The 24,268-nt window shown below is 74.0% G+C and carries 18 protein-coding genes; 10 read left to right on the top strand and 8 right to left on the bottom strand.

Features of this window, described 5'->3' with window-relative positions:
• Positions 1 to 26 precede the first annotated feature (26 nt).
• The 4 genes from ACFYZR_RS29090 (at position 27) to ACFYZR_RS29075 (ending at position 5,321) form a co-directional block, all read left to right on the top strand.
• Entirely contained in the window at positions 27 to 1,562 is a 1,536-nt protein-coding gene (locus ACFYZR_RS29090) for a sugar ABC transporter ATP-binding protein (protein WP_391915531.1), read from the top strand.
• Positions 1,559 to 2,602, top strand: a complete 1,044-nt coding sequence (locus ACFYZR_RS29085) for an ABC transporter permease (RefSeq protein ID WP_391915528.1) — start codon at positions 1,559 to 1,561, stop codon at positions 2,600 to 2,602. The genes ACFYZR_RS29090 and ACFYZR_RS29085 overlap by 4 nt, the downstream gene beginning before the upstream one ends.
• 17 nt (positions 2,603 to 2,619) lie before the next feature.
• On the top strand, positions 2,620 to 3,753 hold the full coding sequence (locus ACFYZR_RS29080) for a substrate-binding domain-containing protein (RefSeq protein WP_391915526.1): 1,134 nt from the start codon (positions 2,620 to 2,622) through the stop codon (positions 3,751 to 3,753).
• Between the two features lie 122 nt (positions 3,754 to 3,875).
• Positions 3,876 to 5,321 carry a glyceraldehyde-3-phosphate dehydrogenase gene (locus ACFYZR_RS29075; RefSeq protein ID WP_391915524.1) on the top strand — a complete coding sequence of 482 codons (1,446 nt, stop codon included), beginning with the start codon at positions 3,876 to 3,878 and terminating at the stop codon, positions 5,319 to 5,321.
• Positions 5,322 to 5,388: 67 nt separating this feature from the next.
• On the opposite strand, the gene ACFYZR_RS29070 is transcribed toward ACFYZR_RS29075, so the two are convergent.
• On the bottom strand, positions 5,389 to 6,405 hold the full coding sequence (locus ACFYZR_RS29070) for a LuxR C-terminal-related transcriptional regulator (RefSeq protein WP_391915522.1): 1,017 nt from the start codon (positions 6,403 to 6,405) through the stop codon (positions 5,389 to 5,391).
• Positions 6,406 to 6,436: 31 nt separating this feature from the next.
• Positions 6,437 to 8,143: an amidohydrolase gene (locus ACFYZR_RS29065; RefSeq protein WP_391915519.1), complete on the bottom strand. Its 1,707-nt coding sequence runs from the start codon at positions 8,141 to 8,143 to the stop codon at positions 6,437 to 6,439.
• Positions 8,144 to 8,398: 255 nt separating this feature from the next.
• Here ACFYZR_RS29065 and ACFYZR_RS29060 point away from each other — a divergent pair, with 255 nt between their 5' ends.
• A complete protein-coding gene (locus ACFYZR_RS29060) occupies positions 8,399 to 8,599 on the top strand; it encodes a hypothetical protein (protein ID WP_391915516.1) in 201 nt (66 codons plus the stop codon).
• Positions 8,600 to 8,638: 39 nt separating this feature from the next.
• Here the strand turns inward: ACFYZR_RS29060 and ACFYZR_RS29055 are convergent, their stop codons facing one another.
• On the bottom strand, positions 8,639 to 9,574 hold the full coding sequence (locus tag ACFYZR_RS29055; RefSeq protein ID WP_391915514.1) for an MBL fold metallo-hydrolase: 936 nt from the start codon (positions 9,572 to 9,574) through the stop codon (positions 8,639 to 8,641).
• A 107-nt stretch (positions 9,575 to 9,681) separates the two neighbouring features.
• Here ACFYZR_RS29055 and ACFYZR_RS29050 point away from each other — a divergent pair, with 107 nt between their 5' ends.
• From ACFYZR_RS29050 to ACFYZR_RS29040, 3 genes are read left to right on the top strand one after another with little or no spacing between them, the layout of a single operon-like run.
• Positions 9,682 to 9,879 carry a hypothetical protein gene (locus ACFYZR_RS29050; protein WP_391915512.1) on the top strand — a complete coding sequence of 66 codons (198 nt, stop codon included), beginning with the start codon at positions 9,682 to 9,684 and terminating at the stop codon, positions 9,877 to 9,879.
• The gene (locus ACFYZR_RS29045) at positions 9,866 to 11,218 is read left to right on the top strand and encodes an amidase (RefSeq protein ID WP_391915509.1); all 1,353 of its coding nucleotides are present in this window, start codon (positions 9,866 to 9,868) and stop codon (positions 11,216 to 11,218) included. Before ACFYZR_RS29050 ends, ACFYZR_RS29045 begins: the two co-directional genes overlap by 14 nt.
• 59 nt (positions 11,219 to 11,277) lie before the next feature.
• Positions 11,278 to 11,844, top strand: coding sequence for a TetR/AcrR family transcriptional regulator C-terminal ligand-binding domain-containing protein (locus ACFYZR_RS29040; RefSeq protein WP_391915507.1), 567 nt, complete (start codon positions 11,278 to 11,280; stop codon positions 11,842 to 11,844).
• Here the strand turns inward: ACFYZR_RS29040 and ACFYZR_RS29035 are convergent.
• Positions 11,828 to 13,045: an FAD-dependent oxidoreductase gene (locus ACFYZR_RS29035; RefSeq protein ID WP_391915505.1), complete on the bottom strand. Its 1,218-nt coding sequence runs from the start codon at positions 13,043 to 13,045 to the stop codon at positions 11,828 to 11,830. The genes ACFYZR_RS29040 and ACFYZR_RS29035 overlap by 17 nt on opposite strands.
• 158 nt (positions 13,046 to 13,203) lie before the next feature.
• Here ACFYZR_RS29035 and ACFYZR_RS29030 point away from each other — a divergent pair, with 158 nt between their 5' ends.
• On the top strand, positions 13,204 to 13,866 hold the full coding sequence (locus ACFYZR_RS29030) for a TetR/AcrR family transcriptional regulator (protein WP_391915502.1): 663 nt from the start codon (positions 13,204 to 13,206) through the stop codon (positions 13,864 to 13,866).
• 109 nt (positions 13,867 to 13,975) lie between these two features.
• Here the strand turns inward: ACFYZR_RS29030 and ACFYZR_RS29025 are convergent, their stop codons facing one another.
• From ACFYZR_RS29025 to ACFYZR_RS29015, 3 genes are all read right to left on the bottom strand, one after another.
• A complete protein-coding gene (locus ACFYZR_RS29025) occupies positions 13,976 to 14,200 on the bottom strand; it encodes a hypothetical protein (protein ID WP_391915499.1) in 225 nt (74 codons plus the stop codon).
• Positions 14,197 to 14,526, bottom strand: a complete 330-nt coding sequence (locus ACFYZR_RS29020) for a hypothetical protein (RefSeq protein WP_391915497.1) — start codon at positions 14,524 to 14,526, stop codon at positions 14,197 to 14,199. The genes ACFYZR_RS29025 and ACFYZR_RS29020 overlap by 4 nt, the downstream gene beginning before the upstream one ends.
• Positions 14,527 to 14,700: 174 nt before the next feature.
• Positions 14,701 to 15,354 carry a DUF1707 domain-containing protein gene (locus ACFYZR_RS29015; protein WP_391915494.1) on the bottom strand — a complete coding sequence of 218 codons (654 nt, stop codon included), beginning with the start codon at positions 15,352 to 15,354 and terminating at the stop codon, positions 14,701 to 14,703.
• Between the two features lie 121 nt (positions 15,355 to 15,475).
• Here ACFYZR_RS29015 and ACFYZR_RS29010 point away from each other — a divergent pair, with 121 nt between their 5' ends.
• Positions 15,476 to 22,912: a type I polyketide synthase gene (locus ACFYZR_RS29010; protein ID WP_391915491.1), complete on the top strand. Its 7,437-nt coding sequence runs from the start codon at positions 15,476 to 15,478 to the stop codon at positions 22,910 to 22,912.
• Here the strand turns inward: ACFYZR_RS29010 and ACFYZR_RS29005 are convergent.
• On the bottom strand, positions 22,821 to 24,131 hold the full coding sequence (locus tag ACFYZR_RS29005) for a hypothetical protein (protein WP_391915488.1): 1,311 nt from the start codon (positions 24,129 to 24,131) through the stop codon (positions 22,821 to 22,823). The genes ACFYZR_RS29010 and ACFYZR_RS29005 overlap by 92 nt on opposite strands.
• Positions 24,132 to 24,268: the final 137 nt, after the last annotated feature.

Below are 24,268 nucleotides of genomic sequence, written 5' to 3'. Positions count from 1 at the left end.
CCGACAAGAGACGTAGCATGTCGGACATGCGGTATCTCGTCCGCATCCGCGGTCTCAGCAAGCGGTTCGGCGGCACCATCGCCCTGGACGCGGTCGACCTCGACATCCCGGCCGGCGGCGTCCTGGCACTGCTGGGCCCCAACGGCGCCGGGAAGTCCACCCTCATCAAGGTGCTCGCGGGCGTCCACCACCCGGACGCGGGCGAAGTGACCGTCGCCGGGCATCCGCTGGGCACCGAGGCGGCCCGCCGCGCCATGTCCTTCATCCACCAGGACCTGGGACTGGTCGAATGGATGACGGTCGCCGAGAACATCGCCCTGGGCACCGGCTATCCGCGCCGCGCCGGGCTGGTCTCCTGGCGGCGCGTCCGCCGGCGGGGCGCCGAGGCCCTCGGCGTCGTCGCCGCCCACCTCGACCCCGACGCCGCCGTCGCCAGTCTCACCCGGGCCGAACGCTCCCTGGTGGCCATCGCCCGGGCCCTGTGCGTCCGGGCCGCGCTGATCGTCCTGGACGAGCCGACCGCCAGCCTCCCGGCGGCGGACTGCGCACGGCTCTTCGCCGTCCTGCGCACCCTGCGCGACCGCGGTCACGCCGTCGTCTTCGTCACCCACCGGCTGGACGAGGTGCGGGAGGTCGCCGACACCTTCGCCGTCCTGCGCGACGGCCGGGTCGTCAGCCACGGCCCGGTCGCCGGCTACCCCACCACCCGGCTGGTGCGCGACATCGTGGGCCACGACCCCGGCCGCCACCACGTCCCCGCACCCGCCACCGGGCCGGTCGTCCTCGACCTCGACGGCGTCCGGACCGAGCACACCGCGCCCGTGACCCTGCGGCTGCGCGCAGGCGAGGCCCTCGGCCTCGTGGGACTCACCGGCGCCGGGCACACGACCCTGGGCCGTGCGCTCGCCGGGGCGCGGCCGGTCCTCGGCGGCCGGATCCGGCTGGCGGGCCGACCCTACCGCCCGGACACCGTCGCCCACGCCGTCGCCGCCGGCGTCGGTTTCGTCAGCAGCGACCGGCAGGGGGAGGGCTGCGCCCCCGACCTGACCGTACGGGAGAACTTCCTGGCCAACCCCCGGGCGGGCGGGACGCCCGGCACCCACTGGATCAGCCCCGGGCCGGAACGTGCCGAGGCCGCCGCGCTGATCGAACGCTTCTCGGTACGGCCCCACGACAGCGAGCGGCCGATCGCCACCCTGTCCGGCGGGAACCAGCAGAAGGTCATGCTCGGCCGGTGGCTGCGGCTGCCCCGGACCCTGCTGATCCTGGAGGAGCCGACGGCCGGGGTGGACGTCGGCGCCAAGGCGGCGGTCCACCGGCTGCTCCGGGACGCGCTGGCCGGCGGACTGGCCGTGCTGCTCGTCTCCAGCGACTTCGAGGAGGTCGCCGACGTGTGCCACCGGGCGCTCGTCCTCGTCCGCGGCGCCGTGACGGCGGAGCTGGGCGGGGCGGCCCTGACCGCCGCCGCGCTCACCCACGCCGCCTCGGCCATGACACCGCTCACGGGGGACGGTCCCGGCGAGGACAGCGGTGGGAACCACGCCGCCGGGGCGCCGGGATGACCCCACCGGGCCCGGGCCGGCGACTCCTGGCCGGCCGCCTGGGTCACCTCGGGCACCTCGGCCACCTCCTCGGTGCCTACGGCCTCCTGACCCTCACCGTCCTGCTGTTCACCGTCTTCTCCCTCGCCCTGCCGGACACCTTCCCCACGCTCGACAACATCTCCGCCGTCCTGTCCAACCACTCCATTCCCGCCGCCCTCGCGCTCGGCGCGACGATCCCCATCGCCGCCGGCCGGTTCGACCTGTCCATCGGCTACGGTCTCGGCCTCGCGCACGTCATGACGATGCGGCTCATCGTCACGCAGGGGTGGCCCTGGCCGCTCGCCTGCCTCGTGGTGGCCCTCGGCGGCGCGGCCGTCGGCGCCGTCAACGGCGTCGTCGTCGAATACGCCCGGATCGACTCGTTCATCGCGACCCTCGGTACCGGCAGCATCATGTACGCCGTCACCGGCTGGATCACCGACGGCGCCCGGGTCGTCCCCGGCCCGCACGGCCTTCCGGCCGCCTTCACCGACCTCTACGACTCCCGGTTCCTGGGCCTGCCCGTCCCCGCCTTCTACGTCCTCGCGCTCACCGCCGTCCTGTGGCTGTTCCTGGAACGGCTCCCCCTGGGCCGGTACCTGTACGTCATCGGTTCCAACCCCCGCGCGGCCGAGCTCGTGGGCATCCCCTCCCGGCGCTTCGTCATCCACGCCTTCACCGTCTCGGGCCTGGTCGTCGGCGTCGCCGGCGTCCTCCTGGCCGCGCAGCAGCAGATCGGCAACCCCAGCGTCGGCATGGACTACCTGCTGCCCGCCTTCGTCGGCGCGCTGCTCGGCTCCACCGCCATCAGGCCCGGCCGGGCCAACGCCCTGGGCACCCTCGTCGCCGTCACCGTCCTCGCCGTCGGCCTCGCGGGCATCGGCCAGCTCGGCGCCCGCTTCTGGGTCACCCCGCTGTTCAACGGCGGCACCCTGCTCGTCGCCGTCGGCCTGGCCGGCTACGCCGCGCGTCGGCAACTGCGCCGCCGCCGGGCCGAGCCCTCCGGGGTCACTCCGTGAGAGGCGCCCCCGGTGGGATGCCCATGGTGCTCGGAGTGCTGCTCGCCGCGCCCGTCGCACTCACCGGCTGCGAACGGGGCTCCTCCAGCCGGCCCGCGCCCCCGCCGCCCCCGAGGACGGCGACCGTCGGCTGCCCCGTCGCCCTGGGCCGGGCCGGCGCGGCCGTCCGGCGGGCCGAGTCGGCCGCTTCCGTCTGGGACGGCCCGACCACCGGCCCCCGGGCGGTCCCCGGCAAGACCCTTGTCTACGTCGCGCAGTCCATGACCAACCCCGGCGTCGCCGGCACCGTCGCGGGCGTAAGGGAGGCCGCGCGCGCCATCGGCTGGAACGTGCGGGTGATCGACGGCCAGGGCACCCCGTCCGGCATCCAGGCCGCGTTCAGCCAGGCCGTCACCCTGCGCCCCTCGGGCATCGTCGTCGGCGGCTTCGACCCCCGGCTGACCTCCCGCCAGGTGGCCCGGGCCGCCGCCGCGCGCATCCCGCTCGTCGGCTGGCACGCGGTCGCCACGCCCGGCCCCAGCGAACGCCCCCGGCTCTTCACCAACATCACCACCAAGGTCGAGGACGTCGCCGGGATCAGCGCGGACTGGGTCATCGACCACTCGGGAGGCGACGCCGGGGTCGTCGTGTTCACGGACGCCTCGATCCCGTTCGCCCGGCACAAGTCCGACATCGTCGAGGGGCGGCTCGCCACCTGCCCAGGTGTCCGGCTGCTGGCGAAGGAGAACATCCCCCTGCCGGACACGAGCAGCCGCACCCCCCAGGAGGTCTCCTCGCTCCTCGCCCGCTTCGGCGACGGATGGACCCACTCCGTCGCCATCAACGACGTCTACTTCGCCGACGCCGCCCCGGCCCTCCGCGCGGCCCGCAGGAAGGGCTCCGGCGCCCCGTACAACATCGGCGCGGGCGACGGCGACCCTTCCGCCTTCCAGCGCGTCGAGAGCCGGCAGTTCCAGGCGGCCACCGTCCCCGAGCCGCTCTCCCAGCAGGGCTGGCAGGCCGTCGACGAGTTCAACCGCGCCTTCTCCGGCGCCCCTGCCAGCGGCTATGTCGCGCCCGTCCACATCGCCACGGCCGCGAACAGCGACAGCGCCACCTCCTGGGACCCACCGGGATACCGGGAGGCGTACCGGAGGATCTGGGGCCGCTGACGCCACCGAATCGAAGGGAAATCGGCGGTGAAGAGTGGCACATCTCCTAGTGGACACCCCTTGAAGGATCGAAAGAGCGTCGGGTTAGCATGTGAGCGCCTCCTAGCTCGAAAGAGAAGCCTGTGACTGTCAACGACGACTCGTTCACAAACTGGAAGAACCGCGAGGAGATCGCGGAGTCGATGATCCCGATCATCGGAAAGCTGCACCGCGAGCGGGACGTCACCGTTCTGGTGCACAGCCGTTCCCTGGTGAACAAGTCGGTGGTCAGCATCCTCAAGACCCACCGATTCGCCCGGCAGATCGCCGGTGAGGAGCTCTCGGTCACCGAGACGCTGCCCTTCCTCCAGGCTCTCACCACGCTCGATCTCGGCCCCTCGCAGATCGACATCGGCATGCTGGCCGCGACGTACAAGACCGACGACCGCGGTCTGTCGGTGGAGGCGTTCACCGCCGAGGCCGTCGCCGGTGCCACGGGCGCCAACAAGATCGAGTGCCGCGAGGGGCGCGACGTCGTCCTCTACGGCTTCGGCCGCATCGGCCGCCTCGTCGCCCGGCTGCTCATCGAGAAGGCGGGCTCCGGCAACGGTCTGCGCCTGCGCGCCATCGTGGTCCGCGGCGGCGGCGACCAGGATCTCGTCAAGCGCGCCTCGCTGCTGCGGCGCGACTCGATCCACGGCCAGTTCCAGGGCACGATCACCGTCGACGAGGCGAACAGCACGATCGTCGCCAACGGCAACGCGATCAAGGTGATCTACGCCAACGACCCGTCCGAGGTCGACTACACGGCGTACGGCATCAACAACGCCATCCTCATCGACAACACCGGCAAGTGGCGCGACCGCGAGGGCCTGTCGAAGCACCTGCGCCCGGGCGTCGACAAGGTCGTCCTCACCGCGCCGGGCAAGGGCGACGTCCCCAACATCGTCCACGGTGTCAACCACGACACGATCAAGCCCGACGAGCAGATCCTGTCCTGCGCGTCCTGCACCACCAACGCGATCGTCCCGCCGCTGAAGGCGATGGACGACGAGTACGGTGTGCTGCGCGGCCACGTGGAGACCGTCCACTCGTTCACCAACGACCAGAACCTGCTGGACAACTACCACAAGGCCGACCGTCGCGGCCGCTCGGCGCCGCTCAACATGGTCATCACGGAGACCGGCGCCGCCTCCGCCGTCGCCAAGGCCCTGCCCGACCTCAAGGCGCCGATCACCGGCAGCTCGATCCGCGTCCCGGTGCCGGACGTCTCGATCGCGATCCTCAGCCTGCGCCTGGGCCGTGAGACCACCCGTGAGGAGGTCCTCGAGTACCTCCGCGACGTCTCGCTGAACTCGCCCCTGAAGCGCCAGATCGACTTCACCACCGCCCCCGACGCCGTCTCCATGGACTTCGTGGGCTCGCGCCACGCGTCGATCGTCGACGCCGGTGCCACCAAGGTCGACGGCGACAACGCGATCCTCTACCTCTGGTACGACAACGAGTTCGGCTACTCGTGCCAGGTCATCCGTGTCGTCCAGCACGTCTCCGGGGTGGAGTACCCCACCTACCCGGCCCCGCTGGCCTGATCCGTACGACCGTGGCCCCCGCCCCCGTACATACGGGGGCGGGGGCCACGGCGTCTCATGGGTGCGGTCAGGGTGCCGGTTCGAGGCCCCAGGCGACGGCCCGGCCCGCGGCGGCCACCCGGTTGGGGACGTCGAGTTTGGCGAGGATGTGCTCGATGTGGGTGGCGACGGTGCGTGGGCCGACGTACAGGCGGTCGGCGATCTCCCGGTTGGTGCGTCCCTGGGTGAGTTCCGCCAGTACTTCCAGCTCGCGCGGGGAGAGCGCGGCGGGGCGGGCGACCGTGCGGCACACGACGACCGTGCGGTCTCCCTGGCGGGTCAGGTGCAGTTCGAGCATCCGCTGCCGGTAGGGCACCAGCACCGTGGCCGGCAGGGTGCGGCGGGCGGCCGCCCGCCGCAACAGGGTCACGAGCGGGGAGCCGGGCTCGGTGAGGCCGGGCAGCGGCTCCCCGCTCAACGGCACCGGAGCCGCTTTCTCCGCGCCTTCGGCGCCTCCCGCACCTTCGGCGTCCGGCAGGAGCACGGCACAGGTGTGGCCGGTGCCGCCGGGACCCTGGGAGCGGTGCCCGGCGAGCGGGTCGGCGACGGCCGCGAGGCACTCGCCGAGCAGGGTCAGCACGGCCCGGACGGCCGGCTGGTCGCACCGTGCCCGCGTGGTGCTGACGTTGAGGATGCCCACGTACCGGCCGTCCGAGGAGAACAGGCACTGGGCCACGCCGTCCTGGACGCCCAGGGGTTCGAGGACCTCCTGGAACCCGGTGGAGGCCCCTCGCACCGGCGCGGGCACGTCGTGCCACCAGCTCGTCGTGCCCGGAGTGTGCCGGATGAGCGCGAAGGCCGGATCGTCGTGGAGGCGGGTCTCGATATAGCGGGTGGTGCGCGCCGGGTAGCTGCCGGCCAGCGTCACATGGCGGCGGAGCAAGGGGTCCCACCGGGACAGCGACGCGTGGTCGTGGTCGATCAGCGCGGACAGCGCCGTCAGGACGGCGTCGGCACCACCCTTCCCCCGTACGGCGTGGCGCGCGGCCTCGCGTACGCCCAGGGCGGCGCCGAGGATGTCCGGCATGCTCGGCTGTGCGGTCATCCGGCCAGAATGATCAACAGGGGTCCGGACGTCAAACGGTGAGCTCGTCGTGGACCACTTCGCCGCCGACGACGGTGAGCACCACGGGTACGGCCGGGATGTCGTGGGGGTCGGTGGCCAGCAGATCGTCCGCGAGCACGCACAGGTCGGCGACCTTGCCCACTTCCAGGGTGCCCTTCCAGTCCTCGGCGAAGTCCTGCCAGGCCGCGTCGGAGGTGTAGGTGCGCAGGGCCTCGGCGAGCCGGATGCGCTGGTCGGGGCCGCTGACGCGGCCGCTGGCCCGGGACTCGCGCAGCATCATCGTGGAGACGCCCTGCCGCCAGTCGGGGAGGGTGACGGGGGCGTCGGATCCGCTGGTGACGGTCACGCCGGCGTCGATCGCGTCCCGGTAGGGCCATTCGTACCCCGCCCGCCGCGCGCCGACGAACTCCTCCTCGAGGTCGGCGACGGTCCATTTGATGGTGGGGTTCATATTGACGCCGAAGCCGTGGCGGGCCAGCGTCCGCATGCTGCGGGCGGTGAGGAAGTCGCCGTGGATGACGTAGTGCCGGGCGTCGGGCCGGGGCCGCTCGGCGGCGGCCGCGGCGAAGGCGTCGACGACGGTGTCGATGGCCCGGTCGCCGGTGACGTGGACACCGGCCTGGTATCCGGCGGCGTGGGTGTACCGGATCATCTCCGTGATCTGCGCGACGCGCTCCTCGTCGGTGTCCCCGCCGACGCACAGCGAGCCGCAGCCGCCGCCGATGTACGGCTCGTGCATCCAGGCCGTCTTGTTGACCGGGATGCCGTCGGCGAACAGCTTGACGCCGAGGACGGCGAGACGGCGGGGGTCGGCGGACGGCGGTTCGTCCATGTCCGACAGAGTCCTGATGAAATCCTCGGCCGTACTGGTCATCCCGGTCGGCAGGAGCAACACGCCGACGCGCGCGGTCAGTTCGCCGGCGGCGAGCAGGCGCCGGTAGACGTCGAGGGTGCTGTGGGCGAGGGCGCCGCGCATCAGGGCGTCGCCGCCCGGGCCGAGGCCGGGCTCGGTGTAGCTGGTGATGCCGAGCCGGGCCAGGGTGCGCAACGTGGCGCGGATCGCGTCGGCGCGGACGTCCGGGGAGAGGACGGGCAGCGCCTGGTGGACGAGGTCCTGGGCGCCCTCCTGGAGGAGGCCGGTGGGCTCGCCCGCCGCGTCGGTGACGACGACCCCGCCGGGCGGGACGGGGGTGTCGCGGTCCACTCCGGCCCGGGCGAGCGCCGCGGAGTTGACCCAGGTGGCGTGGCCGGTGGCGGAGTACAACAGGACGGGGTGGTGCGGGCTGACGGCGTCCAGGTCGTGCCGGCCGGGCAGCCGGGAGGGGTCGGCGACGCACTCGGCGAGGTAGCCCGCGTCCCACCCGTGCCCGGTGATCCACTCCCCCGCGGGGGTCGTCCCGGCGGCCTTCCGCACGGCCTCGGCCACATCGGTCAGCGACCGTACGGCGGGGTGGGAGACGTCGACGGACAGCGGGGGCCTGGTGAGCCCGAAGGCGCAGCCATGGAGGTGGGTGTCATTAATACCGGGCAGGAGGGTCCCGCCGCCGAGGTCGACGATCCGGGTGGCGGGGCCGGCGTGAGCCATGACCTCGGCCCGGTCGCCGACCGCGCTGATATGGCCGCCGGTGACGGCGAGGGCGGAGGCCACGGTGAAGCGGGAGTCGACGGTGAGGACCGAGCCGTTGACGAAGACGAGATCTGCCGGAGCGGCGGGCACGGTGATGTCCTATCTGAGAGGGGCGCTGAGGAGGCTCCCGCCCGGTCGGCCGGGAGCTGTCAGCACTGTGCATCCGGTCCGCGTGCGCGCACATCGGTCATCCAACCGATGTCCGGCCGTCCGGACCGTCGGCGCGGCGAGGGCCCGGGAGAAGCCCCGGAGGAGGCCCCGCTCTCGCCCGGATGGGTCACGCGACGTGCGCGGGAGGCCCGACGACCTCCATACGCATCTGGGCTTCGGGCACGGGATGCACCGGTGTCCGGCGCCGCCCTGGCTCGCAGCCAGGCCCTGATCGCGACCCGGGCCCTGCTCGCGGCCCTGCCCGGCCCGGCCTGGCCTGGCCTGGCCCTGGAGGACGCCGGCACCGTCTGGCGGACCGCTCACCAGCGCGGCCCCGCCCACCTGCCCGTCGACCTCGGCGCACGCACTGAGGGTCGTGGCCGGCCGGGCGGCTGACCGGCGCGGCGGGTGTCGGCTCGTCGCTCAGGGCGTCGCTCAGGTCGCGGGGACGAGCCGGTAGCCCTCGCCGTCGGCGGTGACGTGTCCGGCGGTCGGGGGTGGGAAGTGGGTGCCCAGCAGGAGGGTGTCCGTGCCGGCGAGCTCGGCGAGGAGTTCTCGGCGTGTGCGGACGGCCTGTTCGGGGTCGATGTCGACGCAGCTGGTGATCGCGGGGTGCGCCAGCTGTACGGGGTGGTGGACGCAGTCGCCGGTGACGACCGCCGTCCGTCCGGCGCTGTGGAGTTCCACGGCGACCTGGCCGGGTGTGTGCCCGGGGGTGGGAAGCAACCGGACGCCGGGGGCGATGTCGGTGGGGCCGTCGGAGACGTCGGCCAGGTCGATGAGCCCGGCGTTCCGGACCGGGTCGACGGAGTCGCGGAACATCTGGCGGCGGTTCTCGTCCATGGTGTCGGCCTGCCCCGCCCAGTGGTCCCATTCGGTGCGGGAGGTGACGTAGCGGGCGTTGGGGAAGGTGGGGATCCACGTTCCGTCGTCGGCGGTACGGGTGTTCCAGCCGACGTGGTCGGTGTGGAGGTGGGTGAGGACGACCAGGTCGACGCTCTCGGGCGGGAAGCCGGCGGCGGTCAGCCGCTGGAGGTAGTCGGTGTCCAGCTGGTTCCAGGCGGGATTGGCACGGGTCTTGCCGTTGCCGATGCCGGTGTCGACGACGACCTTCAGGCCGCCCGTCTCGAAGGCGAAGCTGTGGCTGGCCAGCCGGAGGGTGCCGTCGGGGGCGGCGAAACCGGGCCGGAGCCAGGGCTCTTCGGTCACGACGCCGGGGGTGGCGGCGGGCAGCAGCCAGGCGCCGGTCTCCGGCGGGAGGGCGATCTCGTCGACGCGGTGCACGACGATGTCGCCCACCGTCCAGGCCTGCCCGGCCTGCTCGGCCTGTTCGGTCCGCTCGGTCTGTTCGATCTGCTCGGTCCGGTCCATTGGCAAGCCCTCCATCAGGCAAAAGCTCATTCTTTGCGTTAGTCGACCGTAGCCCGTATGCTCCACTAACGCAAAGATTCCGCTTTTGCCGGGAGGCTGGACTCATCATGCTCACCTCAGACCTCGAACCACAAGATCAAACCCCCGAGGGAGCAGCCCTCGACACCGCGCACGACGCCGCCGTGGCCGCCACGGCACAGCACATCCGGAACGTGATCGGCACCCTGCGCGAGCTGGACCTCGGCACGACCGCGCCCGCCGCGGCATACCACCCGGGAGGGGTGCGGACCAATGGAACCGTATGAGCTGACCATCGCCGAAGCAGCCGGGGCGATCGCCGCCGGCGAGCTCTCGCCGACCGAGCTGACCGGCTCCGTCCTCGACCGCGCCGAGGCGGTGGAGCCGCACCTGAACGCCTATGTCGCGGTCTTCGCGGACGCCGCGCGGCGCGCCGCGGCGGCGGCGGAGCGGGAGATCGCCGCGGGGCGCCGCCGGGGCCCGTTGCACGGTGTCCCGATGGCCCTCAAGGACCTGATCGACGTGGCCGGGCTGCCGACCACGGCCAGCTCCCGGGTGCGGGAGCAGCACGTGGCGGAGCGGGACAGCACCGCCGCCGCCCGTCTCGCGGAGGCCGGCGCGGTCCTCCTGGGCAAGACCCACACCCACGAGTTCGCCTACGGCCTGACGACCCCTCAGACCCGGAACGCCCGGTCCGCCGACCGGGTGGCGGGCGGCTCCAGCGGGGGCTCGGCGGTGGCGGTCGCCGCCGGGACGGCCACGTTCGCCCTGGGCACGGACACCGGCGGCTCCATCCGGGTCCCGGCGGCGCTGAACGGAGTGGTGGGGCTGAAGCCGACGTACGGGCTCGTCCCCGTCGACGGGGTGGTCCCGCTCTCCTGGTCGCTGGACCACGTCGGCCCCCTCACCCGGACGGTGCACGACGCGGGGCTCGTGCTCGCCGCGCTGACCGGGCACGACACGCCCACGGCAAGTGGTGTGGCCGGGCTGCGCGTGGGCGTCCCGCGCAACCACTACTTCGAGCGGGTCGCGCCCGAGGTGGCGGAAGCCGTACGGGCGGCGACGGCCCGCCTGGCGGACCTCGGGGCGCGGCTGGTGGACGTGGACATCCCCATGGCCGACCACGTCCAGGGCACACAGTGGGGGCTGATGGTGCCCGAGGCGTCCGCCGTGCACGAGGAGACCCTGCGCACGTCCCCCGAGCTGTACACGCCGGACGTCCGCCTCCTACTGGAGGCCGGCGAACGCATCCTGGCCGGCGACTACTTGCGGGCCCAGCGCGTCCGCGCCCTCATGCAGCAGGCCTGGGCGCGGCTGTTCACCGAGGTGGACGTGGTCGCGGCACCGACCGTACCCATGGTCGCGGCCCGCACCGACCAGCCGGCCGTGGCATGGCCGGACGGCACCATCGAACCCGTGTCCGACGCCTATGTGCGGCTGTCCGCCCCGGCGAACATCACCGGCGCGCCCGCGCTGTCCCTGCCGGTCGGCCTCGACGACGCCGGGCTGCCCATCGGGATGCAGCTCATCGGGCGGCCGTTCGACGAAGCGACGCTCCTGCGCGTCGGGCACGCCGTCGACGAGGCCCGCGCGGGGCTCGTACGACCCGCCTCGCTCGCGGCCTGACCACTCTCCCGGTCGACCGGCCCCGGCTTTCGCAATGATTGTGCGTTAAGGTGTGGGGTATGACCCCCAGACCAGCAGCCCGCCCCGGAGGACGCAGCGCCCGCGTCCAGGAGTCGGTACACCGGGCCGTACGCGAGCTCCAGGCCGACGGTGCCACTCTCACCGTGCCGCTCGTGGCGGCACGGGCGGGAGTGACCCCGTCGACCGTCTACCGCCGCTGGGGCGATCTCCAGGAGCTGCTCTCGGACGTGGCGGTCGAGCGGCTGCGCCCCGAGGCTCCCCCGGCGGACCACGGGAACCTGCGCGCGGACCTGGAGCACTGGGCCGCGGCGTTCCTGGAGGAGATGTCGTCCCCGGCGGGCCGGTCCTACGTCCGGGACGCCCTCGCGGGCGACCCGGACGGACCCAACGCCGGCCGGTGCTCGGCGTACGCGCGCGAACAGGTCGAGGCGATCCTGTCCCGCGCCGTGCGACGCGGCGAACACGTGCCGGACGCCGAGACGGTGGTGGACCACGTCGTCGCCCCGATGATGTACCGCGTCCTCTTCCGCCCGGGACCGCTCGACCCGGCCTACGCCCGCGAGCTCGTCGCCACCGTCTTCTACCGGCTCATGCCTCTGCCGTGACCGGGGCGCCCCGCCCGCGCCGGTACGCCGCTGCCGCCTCCTTGTACCGCTGGTGCTCGGCCGCGTGGTCGGGGATGTGGGAGCCGGTGGTGTAGAACCGCTCCAGCCCCTGGTTGGCACCGACCGCGAGCGGGCCGGAGCGGGCGAACATCGCCTCCTCGTAGCGGGCGATCGCGGCGGCCGGCGTGGGCTCCTCGGCCACCGCCCGGGCGAGTTCGGCCGCGTCGAGCAGGGCGAGGTTGGCGCCGAAGCCGCCGAAGGGCGACATGAGGTGGGCCGCGTCGCCCACCAGCGTCACCCCGGGGGTGCGCTCCCAGGTGAGGGGGGCGGGCAGGGCGTACAGCGGCCGGTTGACGTAGCCGTGGTCGTGGTCGCCGCCGGCGTCGGCGTCGGTGAGGAAGGGCAGCAGCCGTGCGTCCCAGCCGCTGAACTCCGCGAGCAGGAAGTCCCGGACGGCGGCCGGGTCGTCGAGGTCGACGCCCGCGGCGGTGTACCAGTCGTGTGCGGTGCGCATACCGATGTAGCAGCGGATGTGGCCGTCGCTGTTGCGCTGGGCGGTGATCGCCTGGCCGTCGCCGTTGTTGGCGAACATATGGCCGTCACCGACGAGTTCGGCGATCCCCGGATGGCGGCGCTCGACGTCGTCGAAGCGGACCTCCAGCAGCGAGACGCCGCTGTAGCGCGGGACGGCGTCGCTGACGAGCGGCCGCACCCGGGACCAGGCGCCGTCGGCCCCGATCACCAGGTCGGCCTCGGCCCGGCCGCCACCTTCGAAGGCGAGGCGGTGCACGCCTCCGCCCAGCGGCTCGGCCGCGAGCAGCTTGTGCCCCCACCGGACGGTTCCGGGCGCGACGTGCGCGGCGAGCATCGCGCGCAGCTGGCCGCGGTCGATCTCGGGCGCCGCGTCGTCGTCCGGGCCGGGGACGAAGGAGGCGAGCACGGTGCCGTGCTGGTCGAGCCGGAGCTTGGCCTGCCCTTCGGGGCGGGCGAGCGCGGTGAACGCGTCCATCAGGCCGGCGTCCTGGAGCGCGATCTGCCCGGAGTCGGCGTGGAGGTCGAGGGTGCCACCGGCGTCACGGGCGTCGGCGGACGCGTCGGCGTCGTACACGGTGACGTCGATGCCGTGCCGCTGGAGGACACGGGCGCACATCAGCCCGGCGGGCCCGGCGCCGACGACGGCGATGCGTGGCGTGGTCTTCATCAAGGACTCTCCCCTACTCACTCAACTGATCAACTTACTGAACGGGCGGTCGGTAAGTTTTACGCTAGCTGAACGAGCGGTCGGTAAGCAATAGCTGAACGGGCGGTCGGTAAGGGGATGGGTAGGATGGCGCCGGTAAGAGGGAGTGAGGAGCAGGCATGACGTCCGCCAAGGGAAGCGACCGGCGCTCGGGCGCGGAGACGCGCGCGGAGATCCTCCGTGTCGCCCTGAGACTGTTCACGGAGAAGGGCTACGAGGCGACGTCGACGAGGGATCTCACGGAGGCGCTCGGGCTGACGAAGTCGTCGCTCTACTACCACTTCCGCAACAAGGAGGAGATCGTGTCGAGCCTCCTGACCGCGCGCCACCGCGACCTCGACGACCTCGTCGAGTGGATCGCCGCCCAGCCGAGGACGCCCGACCTGCCACGGCGGGCGGCGCGGCGCTGGCTCGACTCCACGACCCCGGAACACCTTCAGGCCATGCGCCTCGCCCACGCCAACCAGCCGCTCGTCCGGCGGCTGGCGGCCGACGGCAAGGACGTCCGCACGGGCTTCGACCGCGTCATCGACCTGCTCGCCGGCGAGGACGCGAGCCCCCAGGACCGCATCCTGCTGCGCATGTCCTTCGACACGGCCGGCGCCGCGCTCCTCGCGGCGCTGGGCACGGACGCCGACCCGGCCGACATCCTCACCGCCGCCCGCCGCGCCGGCCGCGCCCTCGCCCTCGCCCTCGCCTACGAGGGCGCGCACGACGGGCCGAGCGGCTCGGCCGATGCGGGTGATGGGATCGATCCGGGTGATGCGGGCGGCTCCGTGTAGCGCGTACGGGTGCGGCCCCGGCGTCTGTTGGGGCAGACGCCGGGGCCGAGGATGTACCGCTCACGCGGCTGCGGGGGTGGGGGTGGGGGTGGGGGTGGTACGGGGGTGACTACTCGTCACTGCCGGAGTCGCCACCGGAGTCGTGGTCGGAGTCGCTGTCGGAGTCGCCGCCGTTGTCCTCGTCGGAGGAGCGGGAGTCGCGGCCGTCCTGGCCGCCCTTGGACCGACCGCACAGGGCAAGTAGCGCCCTCCCCGGCAACCTCCCGGCCATGGCCTGCGGGGACGCTCTCCCCACAAGCCACGGCAGCCGCGCGAGGGCGTAAGCCCCCGTCACTCGGCGACGGTGACGGTCACGTTCTCGGAAACGCTCCACCGGCCGTCGGCGCGACCGACGATGTAGCTGATCCGGACCATGCCGGGCGCCGGCCAGGGGAGGTGGAAGACGGTGCTCGCCCCCACCGCGGAAGCGGCGACGAGCCGGGTGTCGATCAGTGAAGTGCGCAGGATCCCGGTGTCCCAGCGCAACCGCACCTCGTCCCCGGCCGACATGCCCGCGTACGGGCCGACGCGCACGACGAGCCGCGCCACGCCGTCGTGCGCGGTGATCGCACCATTGCTCGCCCCGTCCACCTCGGGCGGTGCGAGCGGCTTTTCGTCCATCCTTCAGGACCTCCTACGGACGCCGTCATCCGTCCGCCGGGCGGCGGCGGACCCGGCCCCGGGGCCATCGTCCCCTGCCCGGCCGATCCGTACACGTCCTGTTTGCCCCGAGTTCACACTCGCGTAAGCGGTGGCGGCGCGTCCGGCCAGGGCTCCGCGGCCATCACCTGTCGCCTATCGGGAGGTGAGCGCCTTCGACTCGCGCTCCAGCCGTCGCCGCTCCCTCTCCTTCGGGTGGCGGACGACGACGCCGCCCATGCCGCCCGTGCCGGTGATGCGGAGGAGCGGGGTGTCCGGGGCCCGGTCGGGGGTGGTCCTGTCCTTGACGCCGCCGAGTCCGGGCTCGATGCCGCTGGTCTCGGCGGCCCAGTCGTCGGGTATCACGACGACGACCCCCGCCATCTGGCCGTGGACTTCGAGGTCGACGGCTCGCGGCGGGCACTCGGCCCGGGTGAAGTCGAGGACGACGCCGCCCATGCCGCCGTGAGCGGTCACGCGCGACGGGACCTTCCAGCCGCCCTTGCGGGCGACACCGTGCATACCGCCCTTGAGAACCAGCGGGCGGTCCTCCACGAGCTCCCGCCCCGCGCCCGCCGTGCCCCAGGGACCCGCGCCCCGGAGCGCCGCGCCCTGGAGATCGGCCGTCAGTACGGCCAGTTCGCCGTGGGTCTTCGCGTTGAGCGCCTGCTCGAGCCGTTCGTCCAGCTCGTGGAAGTCGATGCGGCCCTCGACCGCGGCCTGCTGGAGGCGCTGGACGACCGTCTCGCGGTCGGTGTGGGACGCGCGCTGTTCGCCCCAGGGGGCGGTTTCCGGGAACCCTGCTGTCATGGATACGAGCCTAGGGACGGCACCTGCCCGGCTGCCCCGGGGAAGTCCCTGGGGAGACCCTGATCCCACCCCTACGGGACGCGTCCGCCGTAGAGTGAGTGCGGCGGCCGGAGGGGGAACGATGGCAAGGGTCCACAGCGAGTTGCTCCGCGCGCTGCCCCTCGCGCTGAAGGCGCACGCCGCGCGCCGAGGAGGGAACACCGCCTACGAGGACGCGCGGCGGAGCGTGACCTACCGGGAGCTGGAGCGGCGCACCGCCCGGCTGGCGGGCCACCTCCAGCGGCTGGGCGTACGGCGCGGCGACCGGGTGGCGCTCTGCCTGGGCAACCGGGTGGAACTGGTGGAGAGCTGCCTCGCCGTCGTACGCGCGGGAGTGGTGGGCGTGTTGCTGGACCCCGGCGCGACGGACGCCGAACTGGCCCACCAGCTCCGGGACTGCGACCCCGTACTGGCCGTCGCAGAGGCCGCGTCGCCCCTACTACTCAACGGGCACGCCGGCCAGACTCTCCGTGCGGTGACCGTGGGCGCCCCGGCGATCACGGGCGACGGGCCGGCCGCGCTCGCCTTCGAGGAGCTCGCGACGACCGACCCCGGGATCCCGCCCCGCGACGACCTCGGCCTCGACGAACCCGCGTGGATCCACTACACCTCGGGCACGACCGGGCGGTCCAAGGGCGTGGTGTCCAGCCAGCGTGCCGCGTTGTGGTCGGTGGCGGCGGGGTACGTTCCGCTGTGGGGGCTGGGGCCGCGGGACCGTCTGCTGTGGCCGTTGCCGATGACCCATGCCTACGCGCACTCGCTGTGCCTGACGGGTGTGGTCTCGGTGGGGGCGAGCGCGTACCTCCTCGACCGCGGCGTGAGCCCGGCGGATGCCCCGGCCGGGCGGCCGTTCACCCTCCTCGCCGGCGTTCCCGCCACATACCGGCTGCTGATGGACGCGACGCGCCGGGCGTCCCGGCCGCCGCTGCCCGGCCTGCGCCTGTGCGTGACCGGGGGCGCGCCCTGCCCCGAGGAGCTGCGCGTGGAGGTCGAGGAGCGCCTGGGCGCCCCGCTGCTCGACGGCTACGGCAGTACCGAGACGTGCGGAAAGATAGCGATCACCCCGCTCGCGACCGCCGCCCCGCCCGGCGCCCCGGCGCCACCGGTGCCGTCACCGCCAGTACCGCCGGTGCCGGTGCCGCTGCCCGGCGTCGACGTGCGGCTGACCGACCCCACGACCGGCGAGGACGTCACCGGCGAAGGCGAAGGGGAGATCCGCGTCTGCGGCCCGCTTCTGATGACGGGCTATCACAACCGCCCGGACGAGACCGCCCTGGCCCTCGGCGACGGCTGGTACCGCACGGGGGATCTCGGGCGCCGCACCCGGCACGGCGGTCTGCTCGTCACCGGCCGGGTGAAGGAACTGATCATCAGCGGCGGCGAGAACATCAACCCCTCCGAGGTCGAGAACGTACTGCTGCGCTGTCCCGGCGTCGTCGACGCGGCGGTCGTCGGCGGACCGCACGACGTACTGGGCCAGGTGCCCGTCGCGTTCGTGGTACCCGGCCCGCAAGGGGTGGACCACGACGCCGTCCGTCGCGCGTGCCGCGAACAGCTGTCGCCCTTCAAGGTTCCCGTCGAGATCCACGAGAGCGCCGCACTGCCCCGTACCGCCTCCGGAAAGACCGAACGACGGCTGCTGGCCCGGCGATTGGCCGAGCACGCGCCGGAGGCACGCGCGACCGCCACCGCGGCGCTCCTCGCGCGCCTGCGGCCGCTGCCCGCGCCCGCGCGATACGAAGTCCTTCTGCGGCTGGTCCTGGACGTCCTCGCCGGGACCGGCGGCATACCCGGACAAGTGGCGCCGGATCTACCCTTCGCCGCCCTCGCGCTCGACTCCCTCGGGGGCGTACGGCTGCGCGACCGGCTCGGCGCGGTGACCGGTCTGACGCTGCCCGCGACGCTGGTGTTCGACCATCCGACCCCCGCCGCCGTCGCCCGGAGCCTGTACACCGCCCTCCTCGGCGAGTCCGAGTCCGAGTCCGAGTCCGGACCCGAGCCCAAGCCCCAGCCCGCGTCCGCGTCCGCGATCGGCGCCGTGATGACGCGCCATCAGTCCGAACCGGTGGCCATCGTCGCGATGGCCTGCCGCTACCCGGGAGCCACGCGTGACGTCACCTCCCCGGAGGAGCTGTGGCGGCTGGTCGCGGACGGGACCGACGCGACGTCCGGCTTCCCGTCCGACCGCGGCTGGGACCTGGACGGGATCTTCGACCCCGACCCCGACCGGCTCGGTACGTCCGTCACCCGCCGGGGCGGATTCCTGCGCGGGGCGGCGGACTTCGACGCCGCCCTCTTCGGCATGTCCCCCAGGGAGGCCCTGGCCACCGACCCGCAGCAGCGGCTGTTGCTGGAGGTCTCGTGGGAGCTGCTGGAGCGGGCGGGCATCGCCCCGGCCACCGTGCGCGGCGGTGACACCGGCGTGTTCGTCGGCGTGATGCACGACGACTACGCGGGCCGTCTCCTGCACCGGACGCCGCACGAGCTGGAGGCGCATCTCGCGCTGGGGTCGGCGGGCAGCGTGGCGTCCGGGCGTATCGCCTACCAACTGGGGCTGCGCGGGCCCGCCGTGACCGTGGACACCGCCTGTTCGTCGTCGTTGGTGGCGCTGCACTGGGCGGCCCGGGCGCTGCGGTCGGGCGAGTGCTCGCTGGCCGTCGCCGGAGGAGCGACCGTGATGGCCACGCCGGTGCCGTTCGTGGCCTTCAGCAGGCTGCGCGGTCTGGCGCCGGACGGCCGGTGCAAGCCGTTCTCCGCGGCCGCCGACGGTACCGGCTGGTCCGAGGGGGTGGGCCTGGTCCTGCTGGAGCGGCTGTCCGACGCCCGGCGCAACGGCCACCCCGTGCTGGCCGTCCTTCGCGGTTCGGCCGTCGCGTCCGACGGCGCCTCCAACGGGCTCACCGCCCCCAGCGGCCCCGCCCAGCAGCAGGTCGTCCTCCGGGCGCTGGCCGACGCGGGTCTGTCACCGGCCGACATCGACACCGTCGAGACGCACGGGACGGGCACCGCGCTGGGCGACCCCGTGGAGGCCCGGGCGCTGCTGGCCGTCCACGGGCGGGAACGCCCCCGGGAGCGGCCGCTGTGGCTGGGCGCGCTCAAGTCCGTCATCGGGCACACGCAGGCCGCGGCGGGCGTCGGCGGAGTCATCAAGACCGTCATGGCCATGCGTCACGGGACGCTGCCGCGCATCCTGCACTGCGTACAGCGCTCCCCTCACGTGGACTGGTCCTCGGGGCGGGTGCTGCCGCTGACGGAGGACCGGCCCTGGCTGCCGGTGCCGGGCCGTCCCCGGCGTGCCGGGGTGTCCGCGTTCGGGATCGGCGGGACCAACGCCCACGTCATCCTGGAGGAGGCCGCCCCCGAAAAGACAGTCCCGGAGGAAGCCGTCCCAGGGGAAACCGTCCCGGTGGCAGCCGCCGCCTCCAGGCCCACGGCGCGGAAACCCGTACCCGCGCTGCTGCTGTCGGGAGCGGACGCCGACGCCGTCCGTGCCCAGAGCCGAAGGATCGCCGACCTCCTGCGACAGGACCCCGGGGCGTCCCCGCTGAACGTCGGCTTCTCCCTGGCCACCACCCGCGCCGCGCTCCCCCACCGCGCCGCCGTGCCGGCCGGCGACCGTACCGCGCTGCTCGACGCGCTGGACAGCCTGTCGGCGGGCGACGTCCGCGCGGGCGTCGTCCAGGCGACCGTCGCGCCCTCGGCCCGGCTCGCCGTGCTCTTTCCCGGCCAGGGGACACAGCACCCGGGCATGGGCCGCGCCTTGCACGACGCGTTCCCCGCCTTCGCCGCCTCCTTCGACTCGCTCTGCGAGCGTTTCGACGAGGCGTTCAAGTCGTTCAAGGCGTCCGAGGGGGGCGAGGCGTTCACAGCGGACCGGAAACCGCCGCGCCTCCGTGACGTGCTGTGGGCGAAGAAGGGCACCCCGGAAGCGCGGGCGGTCCTCGACCGGACGGACATCGCCCAAGTGGGCCTGTTCGCCTTCGAAACAGCCCTGTTCCGGCTGCTGGAGTCCTGGGGTGTACGCGCCGACGTCCTCGCCGGGCACTCCTTGGGGGAGCTGGTCGCGGCCCATGTGGCGGGCATCCTGACGGAGCACGACGCCGTGGCCCTCCTGGCCGCGCGCGGACAGCTCATGCAGCGGCTCCCCACGGGCGGGGCCATGGTGGCCCTGGAGGCCTCCGAGGACGAGATCCTGACAGAACTGGCCCAGGTGACGGACCGCGTGGCCCTCGCCGCGGTGAACGCCCCCCGCTCGGTCGTCGTCTCCGGCGCGGAGGCGGCGGTGCGCGCCGTCGCGGACCGTTTCACCGCCCGTGGGCGACGCGCCACCCGGCTGCGGGTCGCCCACGCCTTCCACTCCCCGCTGATGGAACCGGCGCTCACCGCCTTCGGACGGATCGCCTCGGGCCTCACCTACCACGAGCCCCGCGTCCCGGTGCTGTCGGCCCTCACCGGGCGCCCGGCCGAAGGGGACGACCTGCGCTCGGCCGCGTACTGGGTGCGTCACGCCCGCGAGACCGTACGCTTCGCCGACACGGTGCGCCGGATCACCCACGACGAACGCGTCGCCGTCCTCGCCGAGTTGGGCCCCGGCGCACCCCTCACCGCGGCGGCGACGGCCACATGGGCGGTGGACAGCGACCGTCCGCCCGCGAGGGAGCCGGTGTTCACAGCCACCACGCGCCCCGGGGCCCCGGAGCCCGTCACACTCCTGTCCGCCGTGGCGCGGCTCCACGTGGAGGGCGTCGCGGTCGACTGGCACCGGGTGTACGAAGGCAGCGGCGCCCGGCGCGTCGAGCTGCCCACCTACCCGTTCCGGCGCCGGCGCTACTGGCTGCCCGGCAATGCCGCCCCGACGGCGCCCCTTGGTGACGGTCCCGGCCATCCGTTGCTCACCGAGACCGTCACCCTGGCCGGGACGCGGCGTCTGCTGTGCACCGGCCGGCTCTCCGGCACGGCCCAGCCGTGGCTGCGCGACCACGCCGTCGCCGGACGCGTGCTCGTACCCGCGACGGTGTTCGCCGAAATGGCCCTCCACGCCGGTGACGCCTGCGGGCTCGGCGTACTGGAGGACTTCGTCCTGCTGGCGCCGCTGGACCTGCCCGGCGCGGACAGCCGGATCCGGCTCCAGGTCATGCTCGGCGAACCGGACCCGGACGGCCGCCGCGTGGCGGACGTCCACTCCCGCCCCCACGCGTCGGGCGCGCTCGGTGCCTGGACCCACCACGCGACGGGACGGCTCGGGCCCGTCACGGCGGCCCGGCAGGGCAACCCGGAGGACCGTGACGAGGCGTGGCCGCCGGTGGGTGCCACGCCCGTGGATCTCACCGGCGCCTACGAGCGACTGGCCGCCACGGGTCACGTCTACGGCACGGCTTTCCGGGGCGTGACGGCACTGTGGCGAAGGGACGCGGACGACGGGCAGCCAAGCAGCCCCGAGGCGTCGGAAGAGCTGTTCGCCGAGGTGCGGCTGCCCCGGGCGCTGCACCCCGAAGCGCGCCGCTACGGCATCCATCCCGTGCTCCTGGACGCGGCCCTGCACGCCCGTTTGCTCGCCACCACGCCGGAAAGCAGCCCCGGCCGTGTCGCCCGTGTCCCCTTCGCCTTGCGCGGCATGGCCATCCACGCCGTCGGGGCCACGGCGCTGCGCGTCCGCATTCGCGCCACGGGAGTGGACACGTTCACTGTGCGCCTCACCGATCCGCTGGGCGCACCGGTGGCCCAGGTGGAGTCCTTGACCACGCGCCCGCTGCCGTCATCCCCGCCCGATACCGTGGACGGCGCCGGTGAGGAGGAGGGAACGCTGTACCGCCCCCGCTGGGTCGCCCTTCCGGTCGCCGGGGGCGGGCGGGCGCCGGCCGTGGGGTCACCCGACGACCTGGGGCTGGGCGCCCTCTTCCCCGGCACCGGAGCCGCTGGGGGCGACACGGGCCCCGGGGCGACGGTCGTCTCGCTGACCGGGTCGTCGGCGGTCGCCCCGGGCGATCCGGTCGCGGTCACGCATGCCCTGACCGCGCGGGCCCTGCGGGTACTGCGCGAGCGCCTGTCCCGTCCGGCGGTGCGTGGTGAGCGACTGGTCGTCATCACGCGCGGGGCCTGTCACCCCGGTCCGCACCCCTCGGATCTGTCGGCGGCCGCGGTGTGGGGCCTGTTGCGTTCCGCGCAGTCGGAGTACCCGGACCGGCTGGTGGCCGTCGACCTGGACGAGCATCCCGCGTCCGCCGCCCTGCTGCCCGCCGCCATCGCCACCGGCGAACCGCAGCTGGCCCTCCACGACGGCACCGTCCGTGTCCCCCGCCTGGCACTCGCCACGCCTTCCCTCACTCTGGCGAAGCCACCCGGCGACGGCCCCATGGGCGGCGGCACCGTGCTGATCACGGGAGGCACCGGAGGGCTCGGCGCGCTCCTCGCCCGGCACTTGGCCGACCGCCACCGGGTCCGGCACCTCGTCCTCGTCAGCCGCCGTGGCCCACGGGCGGCAGGAGTGGCCGCGCTGCGGGCCGCGCTGGAGCGGAGCGGGGCCCGTGTGAACGTACTCGCCCGCGATGTCGCCGATCGCGCTCAGCTGACGGACGTCGTCGCTCGGTACGCCGCCACTCTCACGGCCGTCGTGCACGTGGCCGGTGTGCTGGACGACGGCATCCTGGAGTCCCTCACCCCGGAACGGCTGGAGACCGTGCTGCGGCCGAAGGCGGACGCGGCCTGGGCCCTCCACGAGGCCACCAGGGACCTGCCGTTGTCGCGTTTCGTCCTGTTCTCCTCCGCCGCGGGCCTGCTGGGAAACCCGGGGCAGGCCAACTACGCCGCCGCCAACGCCTTCCTCGACGCCCTCGCCCGCCACCGCGCCGCCCTCGGCCTGCCGGGGCTGTCCCTCGCCTGGGGGCCGTGGGGCGGGCAGGACGGAATGGCGGCCGCGCGGGCCGGCCGCCCCGGCGGGGCGGCGGCGGACGGATTGCCGCGACCGATGCCGCCCGCCCGCGCGCTGGCCCTGTTCGACGCCGCGCTGGCCTCGGACGAACCGGTGCTCGCGCCGCTCCTGATCGCCCCGCCGGGCGCCGACGCGCTCCCCGGCGGCATCCCGCCGCTCCTGCGGGAGCTGCGACGCCCGGCTCGCCCGACCGCGTACTCCGCGCCCGAAGGCGACGGCACCGACGAGACAGCCGCGACAGCCCTGACAGCCACGACACCCGTGACAGCGGTGGCAGCCGTGACTTGGCGGTCCCGGCTCGGCGCGCTGCCGGACGCCGAGCGGGAGCCGGCGCTGCTGGAGCTGGTCCGTGCGGAGATCGCCGAGGTGCTCGCCCATCCGGACGCGTCGGCCGTGGCACCCGACCGGCTCTTCCTGGAGCTGGGTTTCGACTCCCTCACGGGGGTCCTGCTGCGCAACCGTCTGAGCGCGTGCACGGGTCTGCCGCTGGCCGCGACCGTCATCTTCGACCGGCCCAGCGCTCAGGAGCTGGCGGGCCATCTGCACGAGGAGCTGCGCCGGGCCGGGGCCTTCTCGCTCCCGCCCTCGTGAGCAGTTCGTTCACGGAGCCGGTGAAGCGGGGGCCCTCGACGAGGCGGCAGCCGATGGTCCAGGCACCGGGGTCGTCCCCCAGGTGGTGGTCGGCCGACTCCGTGATGCCCCGGACCAGTCGCCTCGCCCCTTCCTGGTCCTGACGGGTGATCACACACTGCCCGAGGTACCGTCGCGCGGCACCGGGCAGCCCCGCGGCGTCACGCAGCACGAGATCCGCGGGGTGCGCCAGATCGAGGATGTCGTCGACGCCGACGCCGCCCTCGGCCACGTACGAGAGGGCCGCCGAGAGGGAGCGGTCCCGCCGCATCGGCAGGGTGCGCAGCAGGTCGAGGGCCGTGGGGCGGTCGGAGAGGAGCCGGGACCACACGAGCCGGTCCGTCCATCGGGCGGCCACCAGGGCCCGCAGTTCCGCCGGGCACCGCGGGTGGGCCACGAGCTCGGGTGCCTGCCGGCGCAGTTCCGGGCTGTCGGCGTCCACCGCCCGCCGGACGGCGTCCCAGTCGATCGCGATCCACCGCTGGTCGGGCTCGGGGTCGGGCTCCGCGGCGTACTCGCCGAAGAGGGGGTCGCGGCGCCGCCGGTCGTCCGCGAGGGCATCGCGCAGCGCCCGCGCGGTGCCCTCGCGCGCGGAGGTCCCGAAGGCCGGACGCACCTCGTCCAGGAGCGCGCGGCCGGCTGCCTCCACCACCTGTGCGAGCAGGTCGAAGCGGTCGCCGCGTGCCAGCAGCAGGCCGGCCGCCAGTTGTTCGCCGGCGTCCAGGTGGACGCGGTCGCGGGCGTAGCCGGGGTCGGGCCAGTCGGGCAGCAGGGCGCGCAGCCGCAGCAGCGGATGTCCGGCCAGGAGGAAGTCGCGTGGGAAGGGCTCGCCGGCGAAGGGCCAGGCGGCCTCGCCGTCCCGCCAGGCCGTCAGGAACGGCGGCAGGTCGGGGCGGGTGAAGAGCTCCGGGGATCCGGGGCTGACAAGCGTGGTCCTGCGGGCCCACTCCTGCCGGGGGTCCCACAGCAGGCCCTCGAACGAGTCACGTCGCCGGTCCGCGCTCTCGCTGTCCTCGGCCGCCGTCTTCGCGTCGCGGCGTATGGCGTGGTTCTTCTCCCACAGGCCCTCGGGCAGACGGTCGTCCGGCGTGGCGATCAGGCGCAGCCGTGCGGCGACCTCTTTCAGGAGTTGATGTGAGCCCACGTAGTACAGCAGTGAGGGAATCCGGGTGGCAGGCATGCGCCCACGGTAGCCGCGCGGTGCGGCGGCCCCGCCGTGCCCCGGACGGAGCAACCCGCCTGGCGCCGCGCCCCGGACGGGCATAGGTAGGGGAGGAGGCGGGTGAACGGCGTGCGTGCCAGAAGGACCAGAAGGAC

It is taken from the genome of Streptomyces sp. NPDC001678, assembly GCF_042892945.1.
GTDB lineage: Bacteria > Actinomycetota > Actinomycetes > Streptomycetales > Streptomycetaceae > Streptomyces.
Note: the sequence above shows the minus strand (reverse complement) of the source record. Positions and strands in the feature narration are given on the sequence as shown.

Excerpts from the sequence above, each read along its gene's own strand:
- ACFYZR_RS29080 (WP_391915526.1), top strand. The coding sequence starts at position 2,620 with ATGCCCATGGTGCTCGGAGTGCTGCTCGCCGCGCCCGTCGCACTCACC.
- ACFYZR_RS29030 (WP_391915502.1), top strand. The coding sequence starts at position 13,204 with ATGACGTCCGCCAAGGGAAGCGACCGGCGCTCGGGCGCGGAGACGCGC.
- ACFYZR_RS29050 (WP_391915512.1), top strand. The coding sequence starts at position 9,682 with ATGCTCACCTCAGACCTCGAACCACAAGATCAAACCCCCGAGGGAGCA.
- ACFYZR_RS29005 (WP_391915488.1), bottom strand. The coding sequence starts at position 24,131 with ATGCCTGCCACCCGGATTCCCTCACTGCTGTACTACGTGGGCTCACAT.
- ACFYZR_RS29020 (WP_391915497.1), bottom strand. The coding sequence starts at position 14,526 with ATGGACGAAAAGCCGCTCGCACCGCCCGAGGTGGACGGGGCGAGCAAT.
- ACFYZR_RS29055 (WP_391915514.1), bottom strand. The coding sequence starts at position 9,574 with ATGGACCGGACCGAGCAGATCGAACAGACCGAGCGGACCGAACAGGCC.
- ACFYZR_RS29015 (WP_391915494.1), bottom strand. The coding sequence starts at position 15,354 with ATGACAGCAGGGTTCCCGGAAACCGCCCCCTGGGGCGAACAGCGCGCG.
- ACFYZR_RS29040 (WP_391915507.1), top strand. The coding sequence starts at position 11,278 with ATGACCCCCAGACCAGCAGCCCGCCCCGGAGGACGCAGCGCCCGCGTC.
- ACFYZR_RS29070 (WP_391915522.1), bottom strand. The coding sequence starts at position 6,405 with ATGACCGCACAGCCGAGCATGCCGGACATCCTCGGCGCCGCCCTGGGC.
- ACFYZR_RS29090 (WP_391915531.1), top strand. The coding sequence starts at position 27 with ATGCGGTATCTCGTCCGCATCCGCGGTCTCAGCAAGCGGTTCGGCGGC.
- ACFYZR_RS29085 (WP_391915528.1), top strand. The coding sequence starts at position 1,559 with ATGACCCCACCGGGCCCGGGCCGGCGACTCCTGGCCGGCCGCCTGGGT.
- ACFYZR_RS29045 (WP_391915509.1), top strand. The coding sequence starts at position 9,866 with ATGGAACCGTATGAGCTGACCATCGCCGAAGCAGCCGGGGCGATCGCC.
- ACFYZR_RS29010 (WP_391915491.1), top strand. The coding sequence starts at position 15,476 with ATGGCAAGGGTCCACAGCGAGTTGCTCCGCGCGCTGCCCCTCGCGCTG.
- ACFYZR_RS29035 (WP_391915505.1), bottom strand. The coding sequence starts at position 13,045 with ATGAAGACCACGCCACGCATCGCCGTCGTCGGCGCCGGGCCCGCCGGG.